The sequence below is a fragment of the Actinoplanes sp. NPDC051405 genome, from assembly GCF_055586185.1.
The window spans coordinates 1-15,543 of sequence record NZ_JBVJIR010000006.1 but is presented as its reverse complement, the minus strand read 5'-3'; the positions used below and the strand labels follow the sequence as shown (position 1 = coordinate 15,543).

13 protein-coding genes are annotated in these 15,543 nt (G+C 74.6%); 7 read left to right on the top strand and 6 right to left on the bottom strand.

What is annotated here, in order from left to right:
• The coding region (locus ACZ6S4_RS14730) for an Hsp70 family protein (protein WP_465475424.1) at nucleotides 1-1,060 on the bottom strand (1,060 nt) is incomplete at its 3' end.
• Nucleotides 1,061-1,347: 287 nt separating this feature from the next.
• Here ACZ6S4_RS14730 and ACZ6S4_RS14725 point away from each other — a divergent pair.
• From ACZ6S4_RS14725 to ACZ6S4_RS14710, 4 genes are all read left to right on the top strand, one after another.
• Nucleotides 1,348-2,235 carry an IniB N-terminal domain-containing protein gene (locus ACZ6S4_RS14725; RefSeq protein WP_465475423.1) on the top strand — a complete coding sequence of 296 codons (888 nt, stop codon included), beginning with the start codon at nucleotides 1,348-1,350 and terminating at the stop codon, nucleotides 2,233-2,235.
• 74 nt (nucleotides 2,236-2,309) lie between these two features.
• Complete coding sequence (locus ACZ6S4_RS14720; RefSeq protein WP_465475422.1) at nucleotides 2,310-4,250, top strand: dynamin family protein; 1,941 nt, start codon at nucleotides 2,310-2,312, stop codon at nucleotides 4,248-4,250.
• Nucleotides 4,247-5,716, top strand: coding sequence for a hypothetical protein (locus ACZ6S4_RS14715; RefSeq protein WP_465475421.1), 1,470 nt, complete (start codon nucleotides 4,247-4,249; stop codon nucleotides 5,714-5,716). The genes ACZ6S4_RS14720 and ACZ6S4_RS14715 overlap by 4 nt, the downstream gene beginning before the upstream one ends.
• A gap of 77 nt (nucleotides 5,717-5,793) precedes the next feature.
• Nucleotides 5,794-8,289: a glucosidase family protein gene (locus tag ACZ6S4_RS14710; RefSeq protein ID WP_465475420.1), complete on the top strand. Its 2,496-nt coding sequence runs from the start codon at nucleotides 5,794-5,796 to the stop codon at nucleotides 8,287-8,289.
• A gap of 2 nt (nucleotides 8,290-8,291) precedes the next feature.
• Here ACZ6S4_RS14710 and ACZ6S4_RS14705 read toward each other — a convergent pair whose 3' ends face one another.
• From ACZ6S4_RS14705 to ACZ6S4_RS14695, 3 genes are all read right to left on the bottom strand, one after another.
• Nucleotides 8,292-9,260, bottom strand: coding sequence for a hypothetical protein (locus ACZ6S4_RS14705; RefSeq protein WP_465475419.1), 969 nt, complete (start codon nucleotides 9,258-9,260; stop codon nucleotides 8,292-8,294).
• A 246-nt stretch (nucleotides 9,261-9,506) separates the two neighbouring features.
• Entirely contained in the window at nucleotides 9,507-10,280 is a 774-nt protein-coding gene (locus ACZ6S4_RS14700) for a class I SAM-dependent methyltransferase (RefSeq protein ID WP_465475418.1), read from the bottom strand.
• Nucleotides 10,280-10,849 (bottom strand): TetR/AcrR family transcriptional regulator, encoded by a 570-nt coding sequence (locus ACZ6S4_RS14695; protein ID WP_465475417.1) that lies wholly within the window; start codon nucleotides 10,847-10,849, stop codon nucleotides 10,280-10,282. The genes ACZ6S4_RS14700 and ACZ6S4_RS14695 overlap by 1 nt, the downstream gene beginning before the upstream one ends.
• An 84-nt stretch (nucleotides 10,850-10,933) precedes the next feature.
• Here ACZ6S4_RS14695 and ACZ6S4_RS14690 point away from each other — a divergent pair, with 84 nt between their 5' ends.
• Complete coding sequence (locus tag ACZ6S4_RS14690; RefSeq protein ID WP_465475416.1) at nucleotides 10,934-11,815, top strand: SDR family oxidoreductase; 882 nt, start codon at nucleotides 10,934-10,936, stop codon at nucleotides 11,813-11,815.
• A 2-nt stretch (nucleotides 11,816-11,817) separates the two neighbouring features.
• Here ACZ6S4_RS14690 and ACZ6S4_RS14685 read toward each other — a convergent pair whose 3' ends face one another.
• On the bottom strand, nucleotides 11,818-12,786 hold the full coding sequence (locus tag ACZ6S4_RS14685) for an ArsR family transcriptional regulator (RefSeq protein WP_465475415.1): 969 nt from the start codon (nucleotides 12,784-12,786) through the stop codon (nucleotides 11,818-11,820).
• A gap of 103 nt (nucleotides 12,787-12,889) precedes the next feature.
• Between ACZ6S4_RS14685 and ACZ6S4_RS14680 the strand changes: the two genes are divergently transcribed.
• Nucleotides 12,890-13,756 (top strand): CE1 family esterase, encoded by an 867-nt coding sequence (locus ACZ6S4_RS14680; protein WP_465475414.1) that lies wholly within the window; start codon nucleotides 12,890-12,892, stop codon nucleotides 13,754-13,756.
• A 9-nt stretch (nucleotides 13,757-13,765) separates the two neighbouring features.
• Here ACZ6S4_RS14680 and ACZ6S4_RS14675 read toward each other — a convergent pair whose 3' ends face one another.
• Nucleotides 13,766-14,605, bottom strand: a complete 840-nt coding sequence (locus ACZ6S4_RS14675; protein WP_465475744.1) for a LysR family transcriptional regulator — start codon at nucleotides 14,603-14,605, stop codon at nucleotides 13,766-13,768.
• Nucleotides 14,606-14,705: 100 nt separating this feature from the next.
• On the opposite strand from ACZ6S4_RS14675, the gene ACZ6S4_RS14670 reads away from it, so the two are divergent.
• A complete protein-coding gene (locus ACZ6S4_RS14670; protein WP_465475413.1) occupies nucleotides 14,706-15,440 on the top strand; it encodes an SDR family oxidoreductase in 735 nt (244 codons plus the stop codon).
• Nucleotides 15,441-15,543 lie beyond the last annotated feature (103 nt).

Here is a 15,543-nt window from a genome sequence, read left to right as displayed (position 1 = left end):
CCTGCAGCGGGCCGCCCTGCAGTTGGCCGCCCTGCAGTTGGCCGCCCTGCAGCGGGCCGCCCTGCAGTTGGCCGCCCTGCAGCGGGCCGCTCTGCAGTTGGCCGCCGGGCTGGTGGGCGTCCGGCCGCTGGCCGGCGATGGCGGCGCGCGGGGCACCCGCCGGCGGGGCGGGCCGGCGCACCAGGGGCCGGACGGCCAGCGCGGCCCCGGCGGCCACCGTCATCGGCGGATCGGGGTCGCGTAGGACCGGCACCGGGAAGGCCGCGGACAACAGATCGGACACATGCGGATATACGTCATCGGAGCCTCCGGCGATCAGCACCGCGACAAGATCACCTCGCGTGGCCCCGCAGCTGCCCAGGGTGTGCACGGCCAGGTCCACCGTGGACTGGATGACCGCCCGGGCGTCGGCCGGCGTCGCGTCGCGCAGATCGAAGCCGCTGACCTCGGCCATCTCCGCGCAGCCGAGCAGTTCCAGCCGGCCCGGGGCGTGCGACACGACGACCGAGACCTCGCAGGTCGAGCCGCCGATCCGGTAGACCAGCAGCATCCCGCCGGCGGCCGGCACGCGGCCCGCCGCCTGGTGGGTCTCCACCACCGCGCGGGCCCGGGTGACCAGCGCCGTCTGGGCCAGGTCGGCCTCGCCGAGCGCCGAGTGCACCAGGTGCAGCCGCCCGTTGCCCCACACCGACGGGTACGCCAGGGCGATCCGCTCGGGCGGCTCGTCGAGCTGCTGCCACACCCGGTCGACCACCCAGCGGGCCATCGCGGCGACCAGGCCGTGGGCCGGGAAGTAGTCGTCGCCGAACAGCATCGGCAGGCTGTCGCCGACCCGGTGCAGATAGCCGCCCACCGAGGTCGCAGCCGGCGCCCGGCCGTGGTCGGCCGGCACGACGTCGCCCTCCGGTGTCAGCACCAGCCCTGAGCTGACCGTTCGCGAGCGCAGGCCCAGCGTCACCGGCTGCGCCGGGCCCCAGCCTCCGGCGGCGCCGTCGGTGCGCCGGCAGACGGCGGCCTTGGTGGCGCCGGCGCCGATGTCGATCCCCAGGACGTAGGGCACGTCGTTACTCCTCCATCACCGACGGCCATTACTGCGGGTGTGACAGCGCGGCGGGCGTCATTCGGCCGGATAGGTCCACATGTTCGTACCAGAAGACCGCTCGCGGATCGTCCCCCAAAAAATCATGCCGCCGAATCCCCTAACCCCCTAACGCGCGGCCCCCGGGGAGCACCGAACGGCCCGGACCGGTTGGGGGCACCAACCCCGATGCCCGCGCCGGCCGGCCTCCGTACGGTTTGCTGCGGTGCCGGATCCCGGTGCCAGTGACCGGTTTCTGAAGGAGCCTCATGGACTCGTCCCCGACGTTGCAGGACTTCGTCCTCAACCTGATCTACGACCCGGCCGCCCGTTCGGCCTTCGAGCTCGACCCGGAGACCGCGCTGAACGCGGCCGGCCTGGCCGACGTCACCGCGGCCGACGTGCAGCAGGTCATCCCGCTGGTGGTCGACTCGGCCCCGGTCACCGGCCTGTACGGCCTGGCCGGCGCCGACGACCTCACCACCGGGGTGGCCAACCTGGACGTGGCCGGCGCGGTGTCGCAGCTGCAGGCGATCACCTCGCAGGTGGCCGTCATGCCGGGTCAGGTGGCCGGCGACCTCAACGTCGCCAACACCCTGGCCGGCGTGAACGCCACGGTGCTCACCGTGGCCGGCGACGACGTGGTCGGCGGCTCGGTGCTGTCCGGCAACTCGCTCGGCCTGGCCGGGCTGGGCGGCGGCGTGACCACGGCCGTGCCGGTCGGGGTCGGCGGGCTGTCCGCGGGCAACGACCCGGCCCTGCACCTGGACAACACTGTGGTGGCCCCGGTCGAGCACAGCGTGACCAACGTGGTCAGTGGCGTGGACCAGGTGGCCCCCGGCGTCGACGCCGGCCCGGTCGGCATCCTGGACGGTGGCCTGGGCACGGTCACCAACCTGCCCGCATCGATCCCGCTGGATCACGTACCGGACCTTGACGTCGCCGGGGTCGGCGGGGCAACCTCTTCGGTCGGGTCCCTGATCAAGCCGGATCTGGGCAATGTCCTGCCGCACGACCCGGTGCAGGGCCTCGACAGCACCCTGACCGGCGTCGGTGGCGCCGCGCACGACGTCACCAGCGGCGTGCTGCACGGCGTGACCCACCCGGCCGAGGACAGCGAGCCGTCGCACGACCTGCTGGGCGGGCTGCACCCCTAAGTGCCCGCGGCGCCGGTCCGGGTCGGGCGACACGACGACGAGAGACTGGGCGGACACGAATTGGGCGGGAGCGAATGACGCGATGGGAGGCCGGACCCACGGCCTATGCGGGTCCGGCCTCCCTCGTCCCGCAGAGCCCGGTGCCGGCCCGTGCGGCCGAACCGGATCCGCTGCGGGCGGCCGGGGCCCTGTGGTGGCTCGACGTCCTCGACTCCACGATCCGTACGTGCGGCACGCACGGCCGGTCCGAGGTCGCCGAGTGGCTGTCCCGCCGGCGCGCGCAGCTGCTGCGTCCGGAGTTGCGGGTGCTGGTCGTCGGGGCCGCCCACCAGGGCAAGAGTCAGCTTATCAACGCTCTGATCAACGCCGGGGTGTGCGCGGTCGACACCGCGGGCGGCACCACCGTGCCGGCGGTGGTCCGGCACGCCGAGTCGCCGGCCGCGCAGCTGATCCGCCGGGGCTCGCCGAGCGCCGAGTGGACGGCCGAGGTCGGCCTGCAGGACCGGGTCCCGCTCGGCCTGGAGGCGCTCGACAGCGCGATCGCCGAGGCGGCGGCCCGGTTCCCGGCCGGCACCCCGGTGCACGCCGACATCGCGGTGCCCCGCTCGCTGCTGGCCGGTGGCCTGGTGCTGATCGACACCCCGCCGCTGCCCGGCCTGCCCGCTTCGGCCGACCGGGCGGTGCGCACCGCCAGTGACCTGGCCGCCAGCGCCGGCGCCGACCTGGTGGTCTACGCCTGCGAGGCGGGCCGCGAGCTGACCGACGCGGACCTGGCCGTGCTGCAGGACCTGGCCCGCTTCTTTCCCGGCCTGCTGGTCGTCTTCACCAAAACCGACTACGCGATCGACTGGCGGCGCAACCTCGCCGACAGCCGCACCCGGCTGGCCCGGGCCGGGGTGCCCGCGGCCACCACCGCCGTCTCGGCCACCCTGCGGCTGCACGCGTTGCAGGCCGGCGACGCGGCGCTCAACAAGGAGTCCGGCTTCACCGACCTCATCGTCCACCTGCAACAGATGGTGGCGGCCAAACCCGACCGGCTGGCCCGCGACACGGTCAGCCGGCTGGGCCGGATCGCCCTGGAGGAGCTGGCCGGCCCGCTGCGCGACGAGCTGGCGGCCCAGCAGAACGCGGGCCTGCCGGACGCCGTGGCCCGCCTGCACACCACCCAGCGCCGCCTCGACGACCTGCGCAAATGCGCTGTCCGCTGGCAGAACGCGCTCTCCGACGAGGTCGGCGACCTGATGTCGGACATCGAGCACGACCTGCGCGAACGCACCCGCGCGGTGCTGACCGAGTCGGACGAGTTCTTCGCCACCGCCGACCCGGCCAAGGCCTGGGACGAGTTCGAGCCCTGGCTGCGGCAGTCCCTGGCCGACCTGACCGGGACCAGCATGACGTGGCTGGCCGAGCGGATCGAGTGGATGGCCCGCCGGGTCGCCGACCAGTTCCCGCCCGAGGCGGGCGAGGTGCTCCCGCCGTCCGCGCTGGTCTCGGCCGAGGGGCGGACCGACGGGGTGCCGGGCCTGGACGCGCCACCGGTGGCCAAGTTCACCCCCGGCCAGAAGCTGTTCATCGGTCTGCGTGGCTCCTACGGCGGTGTGATCATGTTCGGCCTGGCCACCAGCCTGGCCGGGATGTCGCTGATCAACCCGATCTCGATCGGCGGCGGCGCGCTCTTCGGCGGCAAGACGATCCGCGACGAGAGCAAGTCGCTGCTCAAGAAGCGGCAGGCGGAGGCCCGGACCGCGGTCCAGCGGCACGTCGACGACATCTTCGTGGGCCTCAACAAGGAGGCGCGCGACACCGTACGCCGGGCCCAGCGCGCCCTGCGTGACCACTTCACCGCGGTCACCGAGGACCTGCAGGAGATCGTCATGGAGTCGCTGCGCAACGCCAAGGCGGCGGCCGATCAGGACGTCGCCGCCCGGGAGCAGCACGCCCGGCGGCTCCAGCAGGAGCTGGCCGTGCTCGTCCAGTTGCACTCCCAGGCCCGGGCGCTGGGCGGCCGCGGATGATCAACGAGGAGGAGTTCGAGCAGCGCACCTACCGGCTGCTGAACGAGGCGGCGCACGTCTACCGGGGTGATCCGGCGGCCGCCGCGCTGCTGCGCTCCACCATCGACCGGCTCGCCGACCCGGTGCGGCTGGCCGTGACCGGACCCGCCCGCGCCGGCGTCTCCACTCTGGTCAGTGCGCTGATCGGGGAGGGTCTGGCGCCGGTCGAGCTGCCCGGTGAGCAGCTCGCCAGTGTCACCTATCGGGACGGCACCCAGCCGCGGGCCTGGTGGCAGGACGAGCGCGGGACGCCGTACGAGATCCCCACGGTCCGCACCGCCCACGGCCTGCGGCTGGTCCCGGACGGCCGGCACGCCGGGCGCCCGGACGGGGCGCGCCGCGCCGTCGTGGAATGGCCGAGCCGGGTCCTGCGCCGCACCGAGCTGACCGACACCCACCTGCCGCTGCCGCAGGTCCAGCAGACCGCCGACGCGGTCCTCTATGTGACGCCCCACCTGGGCGAGGCCGACCTGCAGGCCCTGCAGGCGGCGCGGGGCATCCGCGGCCCCTCGGTGTTCCCGGTGCACACCATGATCGTGCTGTCCCGGGCCGATGCCACCGGCGGTGGCCGCCCCGACGCCCTGTTGACCGCCAAGCAGGCGGCGCGGCGCCGCCGCCGCGAGCCCCGGGTCGGCGCGCTGTGCCAGGACGTGCTCGCCGTCTCGCCGCTGATCGCGGCGGCCGCCCGCACCCTGCGCGACGACGAGTTCCGGGCGATCGCCACGATGGCCGCCCTGCCGCGGGCCGCGGCCGAGGCGCACCTGCTCTCCACCGACCGGTTCACCGCCGCCGACGCGCTGCGGCCGGTCGCCGCCCAGCAGCGGGCCCAGTTGCTGCAGCGCTTCGGCCTCGGCGGCATCCGGCTGGCGATCACCCTGGTCCGGACCGGCTGCGACCACGCGGCGGTGCTCGGCGAGCGGCTGCAGGAGCACAGCGGCCTCAAGGACCTGCAGGCCTCGATCGCCGAGCTCTTCACGGCCCGCCGGGTCGCGCTGCGGGCCCGCTCGGCGCTGACCATCCTGGACCGCCTGCTGCGCACCCAGCCGGTGCCGCCGGCCGTCCACCTGCTGGCCGAGCTCGAGCTGCTGCTCGCCGACGCGCACGAGTTCCGCGAGTTGCGCCTGCTCGCGGCGCTGCGCGCGGGCCGGGTCAACCTGCCCCGCGAGCACGCGGTCGACGCCCGGCGGCTGCTCGGCGGCTCGGGCACCAGCCTGGGGGAGCGGCTGGGCATGTCCCCGGAGGCGACGGCCGAGGACACCTGGGGCGAGGCGCACGCCGCCGCCGAGCGCTGGCGGGAGCAGGCGCACGGCCGCGACCTCGTCCCGGCCCAGCGCCGGGCCGCGGAGGTGGTGCTGCGCAGCTGCGACATGATCCTGGCCGGCCTGGACAGCATGGCGGCACCGGCCGGCCCGGCCGCCTACGCCTGATCCGTGCACTTGCGCTCTTGGGCGCACCGGGGACACCGTGGGACCAGCGATCAGTGTCGATCCGCCGGGAGGTCCCCATGCGCCGCGTCCACCTCGTCGTGTTCTCCCTGTTCGTCCTGGTGGTCGCCTTCGCGCCGCCGGCGGCCGCGGGTCCGTCCCGCGCCGGGCTCTCGGAGCAGCGGCGCCTGGCCGACCGGCGGTTCGTGGCGACCGGCGACCGCGCCTACGAGGTCGGGGCCGAGGACGGCAGCTATCCGGCGACGGGCTGGCACATCCGCGGTGAGATGGGCGGCTTCTGGAGCCCGCCGATCAAGCTGCTCGACGGCCTGTGGTTCGCCGTCGACGGGCAGTGGCTCAGCGCGACCCGGTTCACCAGCGGCACCGGGTTCGTCCAGATGGAGCTGGCCGGCCCCGGCGGTTCGCGGATCCGGCGTACCGACGTGCTGCCGGACGGAGGCCGGGCCGCGCTGGTCGGGTTGACGTTCAGTGGGCCCGCGCGCCGGATCACGCTGGCGGTGGACGCGCATTCGGAGCTGCTACCCGCGTACCCCTGGGGCTGGACGACGCCCGGCGCGCAGGCGGTCAACCTGAGCGACACCGGTGAATTCGACGGGCGCAACCTGGTCTTCCGCGAGACGGCCACGGGCGAGCGCCCGCACGACTACGCCGCTGTGGTCGGCAGCTCCCTCACCCCGGACAGCCACGAGCTCGGCCCGGGCCATCGCGGCCCGCAGGAGCCCGCCGTCGTGTGCCCGGAGGCCGATCCGGCGCCGGCGCGGTGCGACGACGGCCCGTACGGCCGGGGCACCGGTGGCCGCCTCACGTACACCCTCGATGTGCCGCGCACCGGGCGGACGGTCTGGTTCACGGTGGCCGGCTCGGACGACGGTGTCGCGGCGGCCACCGCCGAGTCGCAACGCGCGCTGCGGGCCCCGGCCCCGGCACTGGCCCGCAAGCTGGCCGACCGCGCCCGCATCGCCGCGCGTACCCGGGTCGACCTGCCCGGCGACCGGCTGTTGCAGCGCAGTGTGGAGTGGTCCAAGCAGAACCTCGCCGACTCCGTGCAGGAGGCGCACGACCTGCGGGTGTTCGCCAGCCAGGAAGGGACACAGTTCCCGCCGCCGGCCGGCACCGTCGGCGTCGCCCGGTGGGTCGGCGCGGGCTGGCCGGACTACCCGTGGATCTTCGCCACCGACGCCGAGTACACCGCGTTCGCGTCGGTGGCGGCCGGGCAGTTCGAGCCGATCAAGGCGCACCTGCGGGCGCTGCGCGACATCAGCGAGATCGTCAACGGCCGGTCCGGCAAGGTGGTGCACGAGGTCACCCCGGACGGCCAGGTGTACTTCGGCGCCAACGACGACCCCGGCAACACCGACGAGAGCGCCAAGTTCCCCAGCACGGTGGCGCTGATCTGGCGGTGGACCGGCGACGACGCGTTCCGCGACGAGATGTACGACTTCGCCGTACGCGCCATGCGGCACGTGACCGCGCTGGACGCCGACGCCGACGGCTGGCCCGAGGGCTCGGGCAACGTGGAGCGGCCCGGCATGGGACCGGAGAAGCTCGACGTGGCCGTCTACACCATCCGCGGGCTGCGCGACCTGGCCGACCTCGCGAGCGCGCGCGGCGACCGGGCCACCGCGAGCTGGGCGACCACCCAGGCCGAGCGGCGCGAGCGGGACTTCGAGCAGGCCTGGTGGTACGGCGGGGACGCCGACGCGTACGCCGACTCGCTCACCGATCCCGGCAACGGCAAGGTGTTCCAGCGGCACTGGACGGGCCTGACCCCGATGGAGGCCGAGTCACCGGCCGGGCCGCTCGCCGCTCCCGGCCACGCCCACGCCGCCCTGGCCCAGCGCGAACGCGACTGCTACACCGGCGAGTTCGGCCTGTTCCACACCGGCAGCGGGCCGACCGGCGCACCGGGCGGCAACACCGGGCCGTCCTGCGACAGCGTGGTGTCCGGCGTACCCGCCGAACGGGCCACGTTCTCCCTCAACACCGCCGTCATGGCCGTCGCCGAGGGCAACTACGGCCGGCTGGGCCCGCAGCGCCACTACACCACCGGCAACGCCCGTATCCAGCTCGACCCGGCGGTCTGGGAGATGCCCGGCGCGATGCCGGAGGTGGCGCCGTCACCGGACTTCGTGGCCAACATCGAGCGGGACTTCCTGAGCCGCTCCAGCGTGCTGCAGGCCTGGGGCGCGTACGGGGTGCTCTGGCCGGTGGTGCACCAGCAGCTCGGCGTCGACCCGGACGTCGGCCGCGGCCGGCTGTCGGTGGTGCCGGCGCTGCCACCCGGCCAGAACCGCATCGCCGGGCACGACATCCGGCTCGGCCGCGGCTCGCTCGACGTGACCGCCACCCGGACCGCCGGCGCCATCACCGTCTCGGTCCGGGCGGCGCTGAAGCTCACGATCGGCGCCGTCCTGCCGGCGGGTGCGTCGGTGACGGAGGTACGGCTGGACGGCGAGCCCACGGCACACCAGCAGCGCAGCACCGCCCGCGGCGCCGAGGTGCTCGTGACCGCGGGTACGGGCGGACGGCACACCCTGGAGGTGAAGCTGCGCTGACCTCAGCCCGGCTCGTTGCTCTGCTCCACCGCCTGCGGACGCGTGGCTCGCCACTGTCCGTCGTCGACCGGCTGCGACCGCTGGGCCAGCCGCAGGAGAGCGGCAACGGTACCGTCGGTCAGCGACGATCCGCTGTAGCCGACGTACGCCACCACGCCCGGCGCCGGCTCCCAGGCCAGCGAACCGTTGCCACCGAAGACCGGCGACACCACGGCCGGACGGTCACCGACCTGCCCGGCGGCGGTGGCGTGGGCCGCGTACAACTGGTCCTCGAACCCGCCGCCGCGAACGACCCCGGTGTAGGCCAGCCCCCCGCCGAGCGCGGCCTGCTCGCCCAGCGCGGCGCTGCCGTAGCGGACCTCATGGATGGCGGGCGGCCGGTACGGGCCACCGCCGGCCACCGTGTAACCCGCCGGCGGCTCCTCGACCACCGGCCGGCCGGCGGCGACGCTCGTGCGGGCCGCGATGGTGATCAGCGTGGGCTCGGGCAGGTCGCCCCGGATGCGGGCGTACGCACCGCCGACCGGCCAGATCACCGAGTCCGGTCCGGCCTTACCGGCCTTGCCGCCGACCTGGACGGTGCCGGCGCCCGCGGGCGGTGCGGCGACCGGGAAGGTGACCACGGCGCCGTGCCGGCCCAGTGAGCCGTCGGTGCGGCGGACGACGACGGTCCATGGGCCGTTGCTCGCGGTGGGGTCTCGGCGGTCCAGGCTCGTGCCGGCACGGGCGCAGCCGACGATCATTGCGACCGGCACGGCGGCCGTCGCGCGGCTCGGTGCCGGGCAGGACGGGCCGGCGGTGGGCGGCACCGGGTCTGAGGCCGCGGGTGGGACCGGTGCGCGACGGTGGTCGAGGACGATCGCTACCGTCCCGGCTCCGAGAGCCGCCAGCACGACGACGCCGGCCACGAGCAGCCGCCGGGACGGCCGCCGGGGTGGCTCGCCGGGGCCGAAGGTGACGATGTCGGTCACCGGTTCAGTATGCGGGCCGGGGGAGGCCGGCGATGTCCCGCCGCGGCGCCACCGGAGGCGCGGCACGCGGGTCTGCGATCCGTCTGCCGCGGCCTCTGGCCGGCCGGCGAGCAAGGCGCCGGTCAGCGCCAGCAGGATGACCCACCCGCCGCGGCCTCTGGCCGGCCGGCGAGCAAGGCGCCGGTCAGCGCCGGCAGGATGACCCGCCCGCCGCGGCCTTGGCCGGCCGGCGAAGGAAGGCGCCGCTCAGAGCCGCCGCACGCGCAGCACGCAGGTCAGCATCGGCAGGGTGAACTCGCCCTCCGCGGTCTCCGGCCGGCCGGCGAGGAAGGCGCGGATCCGGCCGAGCGTGGCCGCCCGCTCCCGCTCCGGCATGGTGAGCAGCCCGGCCCGGGTGCCCAGCGTCGACACCAGAGAGTCGGCGGTGCGCCGCTGCGCGTGCGGGAAACCCTCCTGCTCCGGCGACCCGAACCGCGCGGCGGCCCCGCCGGGCCTCGGCAGGTGTGCCCCGGCCGTCTCGGCACGCCAGGCGTCGGGAGTGTCCCGCGGGCCGATGACCGCACTCCCGCTGACCCGGGCCAGCCCGGCGACCCAGTCGACGCTGTCGTCCAGCACGTTCCACAGCCCGCCGAGGATCCCGCCAGGAACGAGGACTCGGGCGATCTCCGGTCCCGCGGCGGCCATGTCGAACCAGTGCATGGCATTGCCGGCCAGCACAGCATCGACAGACGCGTCCGGCAGCGGGATCTTCTCCGCGCTGCCGGGCAGGCCACGCACCTCCGGCCGGGCACGGCGCAGCTCGGCCAGCATCGCCGGGTCCGGCTCCACTGCGGTGACATCGGCGCCGATCGCGGCCAGCGTGCCGGTGAGCTTGCCGGTCCCCGCACCGAGGTCGAGCACCCGCAGCCCGGGCGCGAGGTCGAGCGCCCAGCGGACCGCTTCCTGCGCATAGTCCGGCCGGTGCTCGGCGTACGCGGGTGCCGCCGCGCCGAAGGATGACGAGAGCCGGTCGGAGTCCATCAGCTCAGCGCCGCGCTCGCGGCCCGCAGTTCCTTGAGGGCCGCCGACGTGTACGGCGCGAGATCGTCCTGGTCGCCCTCGGACCACTCGGCGTATCCCCGTTTGAAGGCGAGCACGCCCAGCTCGCCCGCGAGCGCCGCGGTCGGGTCGGGCACTCCGCGGGCGATCAGGGCCGTCGTCATGGCGGCCGCCAGGCTGACGCTCTTGAGGGCGTCCCGCTCCTGGAGCTCGGTGCTGGCCGCGACGGCTGCTTTCAGGCGGGGGCCGAGCTCGCGGTTCGCCGGGCCCAGGGCGCTGGAGGCGCGCTCGAGGCCGGCGGCGATGGCGTCCAGCGGGCTGGCGCCGGGCGGTGCTTCGGCGATGCCCTCGGCCAGCAGCCGGCTCAGCGTCTCCTGGCCGGCCACCAGCAGCTCGCGCTTGTCCGGGAAGTGCCGGAAGAAGGTGCTCTTGGTGACCCCGGCGCGCTCGGCGATCTGGGCGACTGTCGTGGCGTCGTAGCCCTGCTCGGTGAACAGGTCGACGGCCGCCATGACGAGTCGTTCGCGCGCGCCTGGTTCCCATCGAGCCATGGGCCCATCATAAGCGATGGGACTTGTGTCCCATCACTCTGGTAGGGTCATGGGATAAAAGTCCCATCACTCAGGGAGACCTTCATGCGCGTCTTCATCACCGGCGGCACCGGCCTCATCGGGTCGGCTGTCGTCTCCGAACTGCTCACCCACGGCCACACTGTGCTGGCGCTCGCCCGTTCGGACGCGTCAGCGGCGGCTGCCGAGGTGGCCGGCGCCGAGACGCTGCGGGGAGGGCTCGCCGACCTCGACGTCCTGCGCGCCGGCGCCGCGCAGGCCGACGGGGTGATCCACCTGGCGTTCAGCCACGACTTCAGCACCGCCGAGGCCGTCGCTCGGGCGGTCGCCGAGGAGAACGCCGCCGTCGCGGCTCTGGGCGAAGAGCTCGCCGGCAGCGAGCGCCCGTTCGTCACCGTCTCGGGCACCCCGTACGTCGAGGGCCGGGCCTCCACCGAGGCCGATCCGCTCTCGACCGAGGGGCTGGTCGGCGGGCGCAGCCGCGGCGTCCTGGCGCTCCTGGACCTGGCCTCGCGCGGGGTCCGGAGCACGGCGATCCGCCTGCCGCGCACGGTCCATAACGAGGGCGAGGGCGGGTTCGCCGGTCTGCTGACCGGCATCGCGCGTCAGAGCGGGGTCTCCGGCTACCCCGGGGACGGCACGCAGCGCTGGCCGGCCGTGCACGCGCTCGACGCGGCGGTTCTCTTCCGGCTGGCCCTGGAGGACGCGCCGGCCGGAACCGCCTGGCACGCGGTGGCCGACGAGGGGGACGCGGTGCGGGACATCGCCGGTGTCATCGGCCGGCGGCTGGGCCTGCCGGTCCAGGCCGTGCCGGCGGAGACCTACGGGCCGCTCGGCGCGATCTTCGCCACCGACCAGCCCTCGTCCAGCGCCCACACCCGGGAGGCGCTGGGCTGGAAGCCGACGCACCCGAGCCTGCTGGAGGACCTGGAGAACCTCAGGCCCTGACGTCATTCGTCGTGCTGGCTCACCAGGTCGCGACCCAGGGTGGTGGCCCGGTGCACGATCGCACCGCCCTCGCGGCGGCTGGAGACCAGTCCGGCGGCCCGCAGCGCGGACAGGTGCTCCGAGGACGATGACACACTGATCCCGGCCTGCCGGGCGATCGTCGACGTGGTGTGCCGGCCGGGCCGGGCGGCCTGGATCAGCACCGCGCTGCGGGTCCGGCCGAACAGTCCGGCCAGGGCAGCGGATCCGGCCGGCCGGCTGTCCAGCCCGGCCGGCGGCTCGACGGGATAGACGATCAGGGCGGGCCGGTCCGGCGCGACCAGCACCCGCGGGCGCGGGCCGGCGAACGGTGACGGCACCAGCAGCAGCCCGTGCCCGCCGAGCCGCACCTCACCGTCCTGCCAGGTGTCGACCTCCAGCGCTGGCGCCCGCCACCGGATCGCCCGGTGCAGGTCCGTGAGGACGCCGTCGGCTCCGCACAGCGCGTACCGGCTCGCGGCCTCGCCGACGAACCGGCGGTGGGTGCGTTGCAGGGCCGGCCAGTCCGGGGCCAGCACCTGATGGAAGTACGACCGCATGGCGGTGACCAGCGTGTCCAGCACCTGGGGGTCGGCGGCGGCGAATCGGCGGCGGGCTGCGCTGACCGTGACGTCGGCGTACGCCGCAGACACCTCCGCCCGGACCCTTTTCACCGGCGTCGAGCGGATCGCGTCCAACCCCTCCTCGATGGATCCCAGGCCCGCCCAGGGGGTCATGAAGTCCGGCACGAATCCCTGGGACGGCAGCAGATGGTGCAGCGGCTGCAGCACCGGCGCCGCCGTGGCGACCCGGCGCGCGAGTGCCGGCAGGGCGGCGGCCACGGGTTGCTGCCGCAGGGCCTGGCTGGCCAGCAGCACGGTGCCGGCCGGATGCAGCCGGTCGGCGAACCGGATCTGCGTGAGGTCGGCGGGCCTCAGCCACAGGCGCAACATCCGGACAGCTTGCCAGCCTTTCGGTGCCGGCCGAAACCGTTGACCGGCCGGAACCCGTGACCGACCCTGCTGGCGTGGCGGTCGGCGAGGACGGGGGCAATCGGTGCGGCGTACGGTTCTGATCGGTGTGGTGTGCGGGCTGCTGCTGGCCGGATGTGGCGAAGAACCGGCAGCGGCGCCGGCGGCGCAGCGGCCGGCGGCGGGCGACCACCAGCTCACGCTCGACGTCGGTGGCAAGGAACGCACCTATCTGCTGCACGCCCCGCCGGGTTACCGGGCCGACAAGCCCGTACCGCTGGTTGTCGCCCTGCACTTCTATCCGGGCTCGGGCACGGCGCTGCGGGACATGATCGCGATGGACGCCAAGGCCGACGAGCACGGGTTTCTGGTCGCGTACCCGGACGGGGTCGGCGGCGGCTTCAACGCGCTGGTCTGCTGCGGCGCCGAGGACGACGTCGCCTTCCTGCGGGCGCTGACCGAACGGCTCATCACCGACTGGCGGGTCGACCCGGACCGGGTCTACGCCACCGGCATCTCCAACGGCGCCGACATGAGCTTCCGGCTCGCGGTCGAGGCGAGCGGGGTGTTCGCCGCGATCGGCGCGGTGAGCGGCGGCTTCGGCGGTCCCCGGGTGCAGGCGCCCTCCTACGCGCCGACGAAGCCGGTCTCGGTCGTCACCGTCATCGGCGCCCAGGACCAGTACTACGACATCTTCCAGGCCGGGCTGAAGAAGTGGCGCGAGCGGCTGAAGTGCGAGCCGGTGAAGACAGCGCCGAGCGGCGGGAGGACGGTGCAACGGTCCGGCGCCCGGTGCGCCGACGGCAGTGACGTCGACGTGTACGTCGTCACGGACATGGGACATTCCTGGCCCGGAGCGAAGCAGGGGCAACTGGCGCTGCCCGACGCACCGATCGTGGCGACGGACATCCTCTGGGACTTCTTCGCCGCCCACCCCCGCCTCAGCGGGTGACGGCTGCCGTCACAGTCGCGTCGCCGTGCGGACGAGCCCGGCCACGGCCCGGGAGCGGCTGTGCGCCGGCCAGGCCAGCACCGTGGTGACAGGGGACGAATCGGTCAGCGGGATGGCGGCGTGCGCGCCCCAGAGCCACGTCCGGGCGGAGGCGCAGATGACGGCCATGGTGTGCCCCAGGGCGATCAGCTGGGCCAGCTGCGACAGGTCGTGGATCTCGGGGCCCGGGCCGTCCTCGTAGGTGCCGTCCTGCCGGGGCCAGCGCGCGACCGGCAGACCGGGAACGTCGCTGAGGTCGGCCATGAGCAGCGACGGCCGCGCCGCGAGCGGATGAGCTGCGGGCACGACGGCGATCTGCTGCTCGGTCAGCACGTCCTCGGTGTCGAAGCCGGCCAGGGAGTCGAACGGCCGCTGCATGAACGCCACGTCGGCCCGGCCGTCGCGCAACATCCGGGCCTGGTCGCCCATGCCGCACAGCACCACGTCGATCTCGGCCGCTCCCGGTTCGGCGCCGTACGCGTCGAGCAGCTTGCGCAGCAGCTCGTGATTGGCCCCGGCCTTGGTCGCCAGCGTCAGGCGGTTCGTGGCGGTGGCGGCGCGACGGGTGCGGCGGGCGGCCGCCTCGGCGCTGTCGAGGATGGCGCGGGCCTCGTCGAGCAGCACCTGGCCCGCCCCGGTGAGCGTGACACCCCGGCGGTTGCGGTCCAGCAGCGTGACCCCGAGGCGGCGCTCCAGCTGCTGGATGGCCCGGGACAGCGGCGGCTGGGCGATGCCGAGGCGCTCGGCCGCCCGGCTGAAGTGCAGTTCCTCGGCAACGGTGACGAAGTACCTGAGCTCGCGGGTCTCCAGCGTGTCCACCGCGCAACGATACTGCGGTGATACCTGCGCGGTATGACAGCGCACCGCAACGGTGTAAGCACCGGCCCGGCCGCCGAGTCAGCATCGGGTCATGAGCGACAAGAAGACCGCGCTGGTGACCGGCGCGAACAAGGGACTCGGGTACGAGATCGCCACGGGCCTGGGCGTCCGCGGCTACCGCGTGGCGGTGGGCGCCCGCGACCAGGCCCGCGGCCAGGCGGCCGTGAAGTCGTTGCGGGCCGCCGGGGTCGACGCCTTCGCGGTACCGCTGGACGTCACCGATGACCGCAGCGTCACTGAGGCCGCGGAGCTGATCGAACGCGAGGCCGGACGCCTCGACGTGCTCGTCAACAACGCCGGCATCTCGGGCGAGACCGGACCGGGGTGGGTACAGGATCCGACGACCCTCGACCTCGACGTGGTCCGCCAGGTCGTGGACACCAACGTGTACGGCGTGATCCGGGTGACCAACGCTCTGCTGCCTCTGCTGCGGCGGGCACCGTCGCCGCGCATCGTCAACATCTCCAGCAGCGTGGGATCGCTGACCTGGCAGGCGGATCCGGCTGTCGACGTCGGCCCGGTCATGGCGGCCTACTCGCCGACCAAGTCGTATCTCAACGCCGTCACCCTGCACTACGCCCGGCAGTTCGAGGGCACCGGAATCCTCATCAACGCCGCCTGCCCGGGCCTGGTCGCCACCGACTTCACCGGCTTCTCCGGGCGGCCCGTGAGCGAGGCCGCGGCGACCCCGATCCGGCTCGCCACGCTGCCCGACGGCGGCCCGACCGGCTCGTTCTTCAACGACGCCGGCATCGTCCCCTGGTGATGACGCAAGTGGGGGGGGGGGGGGGGGGGGGGGGGGGGGGGGGGGGGGGGGGGGGGGGGGGGGGGGGGGGGGGGGGGGGGGGGGGGGGGGGGGGGGGGGGGGG